Raw genomic sequence first — 8082 nt, 5'->3', positions numbered from 1 at the left:
TCTGAGCGGCAGTCCGGACTGCCGCTCAGAACACCGACTGCCGACGAGAAGGCGCCAGCATGCGACGGCCCCGCCGACCCGGGTGGTTCCCGGGGCGGCGGGGCCGTACGCGCTCATCGCGGCGAGGTCAGGGGCGGGGCTTGAGCACCGTGACCTTCACCGGGGTCTCGACGATCGTGGTGCCGGGCACCTCGTCGGCGACGAGCTCGGTGCGCACGATGCCCTTGCCGGGTCGCTTGGCCTTCAGCGTCACGTCGTAGGTGAGGCTGCCGCCCGGCGTCGGCTCGGTCGAGGTGACCACCTGGGTGTTGCCGTCCGGCAGCTCGGCGACCATGTCGCCCTCGCCGGCGGCGTTCTCCGCCCCGACCAGGAAGTCCATCCCGGGGTCGGCCATCGGCTCCGCGTAGTCGAACGTGATGTCCTGCTCACCGTTGTGGCCGATCCACACCTGGAACGACCGGGCGTCCAAGGTGCCCCAGACGTACATGTCCCACTGGACCACGGTCCACCGGTTCACACCGTCGCTGAGGGTCCCGACCCGGACGCCCTCGGCCGCCGTGCCGTCACCGGCCACGCTGTTGAGGTCCGTCCAGAACGGTGCGAGCACCGAGTTGGGCCGGGCCGGCGACGGACCGTCCGGCAGGTCGCAGCAGTTGTTGTCCTCCGACGTCCCGCCCCCGGCCACGAGGTAGCCGTTGGAGTCGACGCCGATCGACGTGTACGTGCGGCCGTTGTAGGCGAAGGCCGGCACGTCGTAGTTCGCCATCGTCTCGTCCCCGAAGGCCCCCGGCGCGATGCCGAAGCCCTTGAGGTCGAGGAACCCTGCCTCGTCGAGGACCTCGACGCTCGGCACACCGAGCTCCGCGCCCGTGAGGGTCGCCGTCTCGGTGTGGTTGCCCTTCAGCACCCCCTCACCGGTGGTGGTGACCGACACGGACTGCTCGTTGAACGACTCGTTGGTCGCCGTCACCGTGCACGCCACGTCGTCCTTGATGCGGACCGTCTCCTCCTCGCAGGACTGGACGAGGCTGACGTTGCCCTGGGTCGGCACGAAGGCCACCGGGAGGTGACCGTCGCCCCGCTGCGTGCGGAACGTGATCTCGGCGAACTTCTGCTCGCCGCTGGCGGACGTGTCGGTGATGGTGATGTCGAACGACACGGACGCACCGGGTCGCACGGTGGCGGCCCGGGGGCTGAACGAGATCGTCGTGCCCCGGGGGGTGTCGGCCGTCGGCCGCACCACCAGCGAGCGGCCCGAGGTGTTCTCGAGCGTGCGCGTGGTGGTCAGCCGTCCGGGCAGGGTCGGTGCGTTGATCGACGGGATGTTCAGGTCGACGGCGCGCACCGGGTCCGTGGTCAGCGCCGCGAAGTTGTCCGTGATGTCGCTGATCGTGAACGGCGCGGTCAGCGACTCGCCGACGTCGACGCGCCCCGCACCCATGTCGAACGGGTCGGCCGGGGTGGTCAGGTCCTCCTTGACGACGTCGGTGGTCGCCTGCGTCATGATGGCGGACTTGATCTGACCGGGCGTCCAGTCGGGGTTCGCCGCCTGGAGCAGGAGCCCCACACCGGCGATGTGCGGCGCCGACATCGAGGTGCCGTTGATGGACTGGTAGTACTGGTCGGAGGGTCCGCTCTCGGGTTCCTCCGGCGTCGGCGTCATGGCGGCGAGGATCTGCACGCCGGGCGCCGTGATGTCGGGCTTGATGACCGGACCTGCCGGCCCGCGGGAGGAGAACGCCGCGATGACGTCACCCTGACCCTCGGACGGCGCGCCGTCGGTGAACGTGCCGGTGACGCCCGTGTGCTCGTCGAACCACGCCATCATCTCGGTGCCGTCCGCGAGGTGCAGCGCCGGCAGGAAGTGGTTGTCCGTGGCGACGTCGGCGAGCGTCGGGTTGTAGAGGACCATGCCCGCGGCGTCGCCCTGGAGAACGTGGTAGCCCTTGAGCACGCGCGCGTTCTGACCGCGCTCGCAGAGCACGATCATGCCCTCGAAGATCCCTTCCGGCGCGGGGTCCAGGCACATCGGGTCGGAGTAGGGCGGTTCGGAGGCGTGGACCACGGGCAGCGGTTCGTCGGTCCCCGCGACGATGGAAGCGCCGTCGGTGGTGAACGTGGCGCCGTCGTCGGCGGTCAGCGTCAACGTCGAGCTGAACTCCCGAGACTGCGTCGAGGCGGCGACCGTGGTGACCCACGGGCTGACGTGGTTCGACGTCGCGGCACCCGGGCCGGAGTTCCCGGCCGACGCCGCGACGAAGATGCCGGCGTCGTAGGCGTTGAGGAACGCGAGCTCGACCGGGTCGGTCACGGTGCTGCCACCGGAGATCGAGTAGTTGATCGCGTCCACGTCGTCGATGATCGCCTGCTGCACCGCGGCGACCAGGTCTGAGGAGTAGCCGCCGTTCGGGCCGAGCGCCTTGTACTCGATGATCTTCACGCCAGGCGCGACGCCCTGGATCTTCGCCAGCTCGGGACCGACGGTCTGGACGTCCTCGACGACGTTGCCGGCCGTGGTGCCCGACGTGTGCGAGCCGTGGCCCCCGGCGTCCCGCGCGGTGCCCTCGTACAGGTACCCGTCAGGGTCGAGCAGGTCGTACAACGCCGTGAACGAGTAGCCGCCGATGAGCTTGTCGTTGCACTCGAACGGGTCGTCCTCGGGGGTCAGAGGGTTGTCGCCGTAGTTGCACTCCACGGGCGGGCCGTCGTACTCGCTGAGGTTGCCGTGGTCGGCGAACGAGGGGTGCTCCGGCCAGATCCCGGTGTCGATGTTGCCGAGCACGAGGCCGTCGCCGGCCTCGGAGGTGGTACCCAGCGCCTCGTACGCGGCGGGTGCGTCGATGAAGTCGGTGCTGGAGTCCGTCAGCGGCTTCTCGAGGGTGTTCTCCTGCACGGCGACCACGCCGGGCACGTCCAGCAGCGCCGGGATCTCGTCGCCGGGCACGAGCGCGGCGATGCCGCCGTAGACGACGTCGAAGCTGTCCACGACCTCGGTGTCGGGGACGGCGTCCACCACGTCCGCGGTGATCGAGCGCTCCTGCTGCTCGACGTAGCCGCGGTAGCGCTTCTCGGCGGGAGCGTCCTCGCTGAGCGGCTCGCCGGTGACGGCGGGGCTGGTCGCGTCGTACTCCGGGATGGACCCGTCGTAGGAGGCCACGGCGTCGTAGTCGTACTTGACCAGGACGGGGACCTTCGTGCTCGAGCTGAGCGAGAGCAGCTTCTCGGGAGTCTCGACGAGTGCGCTCGTGGGGGCCTTGGGGCCGTCCTCGTGCGATGTCGCCGTGGGCTGAGCCTCGGCGAGGCTCAGGTCGTCCGGGTCTGCCGGCGCGGCGCCGGCTCCTGTGGCGGTCAGAGAGGTGATGACCAGCGCGGCGCCTGAGGTGGCGGCGGCGAGCCGGAGTCTGGTCTGGTGTTTCCGCAAGCGCATGTGAGCGCACCCTTCGTCTCGGTCTGTGAACGAGACTTCCGGCCCGGGGCCACCGCTGTGTGGCGTTCCCCCGGCCGGAGGTCAAGCAGCAACATACGGCTTGTGTGATGCGAGCAACATTCAGGCGTATGTCGGGCATGTGACGTGGCACAGGGTGTCGGAGCAATCCGGGCAAAGGACCCAAGGTGCACGGGCGCCGAACTTCGCGCACCATAGGGCGCATGTTCTGGTGGGGGGCGGGTCTGGTGGTGCTCGGCGTCGTGGTGGCCGGAAGGGCGTTCTGGACGGCGCGCCGGGCCTCGTCGACCGGTGCGCACGGGCTGATCATCGCCCTCGGAGCGGGCCTGGTCCTCTGGGGAGTCGTGCTGAGCGCGATCGGCCTGGTGCGGTCATGACCTGCGGGCGCCGCACCTCCGTCTCATGATCAGAGGGTAGGCAACCCTAACTCCGGGTGCTACCGTGGCGACGTCCTGACGTTCTGTCAGGTCGTCATGATCTCTTGGAGGCCGTCATGCCCGCCATCGCCCCCGAGGCGCCCCTGTCCCTGCGGCTGCGGGAAGGCACCCGCGCCGAGCACCAGGAGGCCGAGTCCGAGGGGTTCGTCTCGCGACTGATGGCCGGGAGCCTCGACGTGGCGGCCTACGCGGACCTCGCCGCGCAGCAGCTCGAGGTCTACACCGCGCTGGAGGAGGCGAGCGCCGCCGTCCGGCGGGACGCCCGCGGGGCCTCGCTCGTCTTCGACGAGCTGACGCGGGTGCCCGCGATCGAGCGGGACCTCGCCCACCTGTACGGTCCGGCCTGGCGTGGCGAGATCCGCATCCTGCCGGCCACCCGTGCCTACGCCGCGCGTCTGCGCGACGTCGGCACGCGCCTGCCCGAGTACGCGGCGCACGCCTACACGCGCTACCTCGGCGATCTCTCGGGCGGGCAGATCATCCAGCGCATGATGCAGCGCCACTACGGCATGGACGCCGCGGGTCTGGAGTTCTACGACTTCTCCGAGATCCCCAAGGCCAAGCCGTTCAAGGACCTCTACCGGGAGCGTCTCGACGGCCTCGAGCTGGACGCCGCCGAGACCGCCACGGCCGTGGCCGAGGCGCAGGAGGCATTCCGCCTCAACCGGGCGGTCTTCGTCGAGCTGGGCCGCGCCCACCCCGGGGCCGGCGCCCCCTCCTGACCACCGCCGTCTGACCTGCCCGTCCTGTCGGTAGGGTGACGCCTCATGGTCGCCCGCTACGCCGCCGCCGTGCTCGTCTGCGGTTCCGCCATCCTCCTGTTCGCCGTCCACGTGCGCCCGCTGGGCTACCTGCCGCTCGTGGCCGGCGTCCTCCTGGGGCTCCTGGTGGACCGTGCGCTGGGCAAGCACCTCGCGCTGATCGCGGCGGGCATGGTGATCGTCTCGGCGATCCCGCTCGCGGCCGACCTCTCCGACGCCGGGATGACCCGGTTCACCGTCGCGCTCTCGCTGGCCGTGCTGGTGCCCTGGGCGCTCTCGCGCTTCGTGCTGCGGGACGACGACGGCGCGGGAGCGGTGCGCTTCCCGGTCGCCACGGGGCGACGATGGACGCGCGGGCAGTGGATCTACCTCGCCGCCGTCGTGGTGATCGGCTACCTGATCCTGCCGCCGTACTTCCTCGGTTCCGGGGCGTACCGCAACTGGCCCTCGTTGGAGGGTGACGGCGACATCGCGCGGCTGTTCGTCGGTGTGAACGCCGTGGGCCTCTGGGACGAGCTGTTCTTCATCTGCGTCGTGTTCACGCTGCTGTGCCGGCACTTCCCGGTGCAGGTCGCCAACGTGCTGCAGGCGATGGTGTTCGTGTCGTTCCTGTGGGAGCTCGGCTACCGCGAGTGGGGGCCGGTGCTCACCATCCCGTTCGCGCTGGTGCAGGGATGGATCTTCGCGCGGTACAAGTCGCTGTCCTACGTCGTGGCCGTGCACCTGCTGTTCGACGCCGTCGTCTTCGCGGTGCTGGTCCACGGCCACCACCCCGAGCTGCTCGACATCTTCGTCACCGCCCCGTAGCGGACCGGTGACGGGTCAGCGCACCCGTGCCGCCAGCACGGCGACGTCGTCGCGCTGCGATCCCGGCACCATCCGTTCCACGAGCACGCGGGGCAGCCGCGCCGTCGGTAGGTCCGCCAGCTCCGTCAGGGCCGCACGGAGCTCGGCGGCGCGGCGGGCGTAGGTCGTGGTGCGCGACTCCACGAGCCCGTCGGTGTGCAGCACCAGGGTGTCACCAGGCTCGAGCCCCACCCGGTGGTCCGAACGCGACGTGCGGTGATCGATACCCAGCAACAGGTCCGACCGGCCGGCGAGCTCCACGACCGTGCCGTCGGACCCGCGGAGCACGAGCGGCGGAGGGTGGCCTGCCGAGGACCAGCTCAGGGTGCGCCGGTCGCCCCGCCGGTCGAACCGTGCCACCAGGACGGTCGCGCTGGCCTCCAGTGCCAGACCGTGGTTGGCGTGGTCGAGCCGGCGCAGCAGCGTGGCGGGGAAGACGTCCTCGCTCCACGCCAGGGTGCGCAGCATGGAGCGCAGCTGCCCCATCCGGGCGGCCGCCTGCATGTCGTGGCCCGTGACGTCACCGATCATGAGCACCGTGTGGTCCCCCCGGACGACGGCGTCGTACCAGTCGCCCCCGACCCTGTCGGTCCGCGTGGCGGTGGAGTAGGTGGCCGCCAGCTCGAGGTCCGTCGTCGTCGGCAGCTCGGTGAGCATCGCTGCCTGGAGCGTCGCCGCGACCCGGTGGCGGTCCTCCAGCACGTGCACGCGGTCCAGGCCGGTGGCCACGCACGCCGCCAGCGCCGCGCAGGTCTCGCGCGTCCCCGGGTCGATGTCCTGAGGTCGCTCCCAGGCGAGCACCACCAGGCCGCGTACCGTGCCGTCGGCGATCAGCGGCAGGAAGGCCATGGCGCCGGTGTCGGGGTCGGCCCACCGGGCCATCTCGGGCCACTCCCTCAGGAGCGCCGGACCGTCCGCGCAGTACACGGGCGTGCGGGTGCGCAGCGCGTGCGGACCCGGCAGCGGGTCGGTGATCCGGAGCCGTCCGGGCAAGGTGTACCCGTCTACGCCGTTGAGGAGCTGCACCGCTGAGCCGGTGGCGTCGAGGAGCCCGAGCACCGACGTCGCCACGCCGATCCCGCCGGCGGTGTGCTGCAGGGCTGCCACGAGGTCGGCGAGCGTGGTGGCACGGGCGAACCGGTCGGTGAGCTCCAGCAGGAGCTGGGTCCGGCGCCCGGCCTCCAGAGCGAGCTCCTGGAGCTGCTGTGCCCGCCGCCGCTCCTGCCGCAGGCGGATCTCGGCGGAGCAGGCCTCGGCCAGGTCGGCGAGGGTGTCGAGGTCGGCCTGCGACCACTCGTGCGGGACGTCGTGCAGCGCGCAGACCGTCCCGACGGCGCTGCCGTCCCGGTCGAACACCGGGAAGCCGGCGTAGGCCTGGATGCCGAGGCCCTCGAGCAGAGCGCGTGCCGGCTTGCCGGGGACGCTCGTCAGGTCGGCGAAGGCGAGCGGACCGGCGGCGCGCACCACCTCGGCGCACATCGGGTCGGGGAACGCGGACCGCCGGGTGGTCTGGAGGGGTTCCGGCAGCCCGAGGGCACCGGGGTAGAGCTGCGCGTCGGCCATCACGAACGTCACCAGGGCGGTGGACACCCCGAGGTGGCGGGTGACGAGGCGGGCGAAGCGGTCGAAGGACGGGTCTGCGCCCGGCCGGTCGAGGTCCGCGTCGGCCAGCGACTGCCCGTGGGGGTGTGCCGTGACCATGCAGAGATTCTGTCACGGTATCCCTGCCGTCGGAGCTCGGTCGGAGCTCGGTCAGAGCTCGCTCAGAGCTCGTCGAGAAGTTCCTGGAGACGGCCGATCTCGGCCTGCTGGCCCGCCCCGATGTCATGGGCGAGCTCGTTGGTCCGGGCGTCGACGCCCTCGACCATCACCGTGGTCGACATGTCGACCGCCCCCTGGTGGTGCTGGATCATGCCGGTCAGGTAGAGCTCGTCGAACTCGGGGCCGGAGGCCTTCTCCAGCTCCGTCATCTGCGCCGCGCTCAGCATCCCGGGCATGGAGCCGGCGTCGTGGCCGTGCCCACCGTCAGGGAGCCGGGGTCCGGAGCCGTCGCCCTGCTCGATCACCACGGGCACGGGCAGGTCGCGCTCCTGCAGCCACGCCGCCAGCCCGTGGATCTCTGAACCCTGGACGTCGAAGATCCGGCTCGCGAGGGAGCGCACCGCGGGATCCTGTGCGCGATCGGGCGCGAGCTGCGACATCTCGAGGGCCTGGAGGTGGTGCCAGATCATGTCGGTGACGTAGTCGACATCGGCCTGGTTCCACTCCGGGCTCCGGTCCGGCGCCTCGTAGTCCTCCGGCGCGATCGTCTCGTTGACCTCCCCGGGGCGTCCCGGCTGGACCACGACGCTCGACGGCGGCACGGCCTGCTCGTCCGCGTCGTCGGCCCCGGCGGTGCAGCCGGCCACGGGTGCCGCGAGCACGAGCGCCGCCGCCAGGGACGCGCCCCGCAGGGTGCGCCGCCGTCGGACCGACCGCTGGGCGGACCTGGGCAAGGGCTCGACGTCCACTGTCACCAATCCGTTAACTCTCGGCGCTTCGCCTGGTGACTCGCGTCACATCAGGCCAGGGTGGGGTGACACTATCAAGGAGG

Annotated in this window: 6 protein-coding genes; 3 read left to right on the top strand and 3 right to left on the bottom strand. The window is 71.2% G+C overall.

From position 1 onward, the window contains the following. Positions 1 to 127: 127 nt before the first annotated feature. A complete protein-coding gene (locus tag PZC42_RS19785; protein ID WP_277213639.1) occupies positions 128 to 3427 on the bottom strand; it encodes a S8 family serine peptidase in 3300 nt (1099 codons plus the stop codon). A 221-nt stretch (positions 3428 to 3648) separates the two neighbouring features. On the opposite strand from PZC42_RS19785, the gene PZC42_RS19780 reads away from it, so the two are divergent. From PZC42_RS19780 to PZC42_RS19770, 3 genes are all read left to right on the top strand, one after another. Next, entirely contained in the window at positions 3649 to 3822 is a 174-nt protein-coding gene (locus PZC42_RS19780) for a hypothetical protein (protein WP_277213637.1), read from the top strand. Between the two features lie 116 nt (positions 3823 to 3938). Continuing rightward, the gene (locus tag PZC42_RS19775) at positions 3939 to 4604 is read left to right on the top strand and encodes a biliverdin-producing heme oxygenase (protein WP_277213635.1); all 666 of its coding nucleotides are present in this window, start codon (positions 3939 to 3941) and stop codon (positions 4602 to 4604) included. Between the two features lie 45 nt (positions 4605 to 4649). Then, positions 4650 to 5450 carry a CPBP family intramembrane glutamic endopeptidase gene (locus PZC42_RS19770; protein WP_277213633.1) on the top strand — a complete coding sequence of 267 codons (801 nt, stop codon included), beginning with the start codon at positions 4650 to 4652 and terminating at the stop codon, positions 5448 to 5450. A gap of 15 nt (positions 5451 to 5465) precedes the next feature. Here the strand turns inward: PZC42_RS19770 and PZC42_RS19765 are convergent, their stop codons facing one another. Together PZC42_RS19765 and PZC42_RS19760 are read right to left on the bottom strand one after the other, a co-directional pair. Then, on the bottom strand, positions 5466 to 7190 hold the full coding sequence (locus PZC42_RS19765) for a GAF domain-containing SpoIIE family protein phosphatase (RefSeq protein WP_277213631.1): 1725 nt from the start codon (positions 7188 to 7190) through the stop codon (positions 5466 to 5468). A 62-nt stretch (positions 7191 to 7252) separates the two neighbouring features. Next, a complete protein-coding gene (locus PZC42_RS19760; protein ID WP_277213629.1) occupies positions 7253 to 8005 on the bottom strand; it encodes a DUF305 domain-containing protein in 753 nt (250 codons plus the stop codon). Between the last annotated feature and the right edge of the window lie 77 nt (positions 8006 to 8082).

This window comes from Isoptericola croceus, assembly GCF_029382255.1.
GTDB classification, from domain to species: Bacteria; Actinomycetota; Actinomycetes; order Actinomycetales; family Cellulomonadaceae; genus Isoptericola; species Isoptericola croceus.
This window is presented reverse-complemented; position numbering and strand designations above follow the sequence as displayed.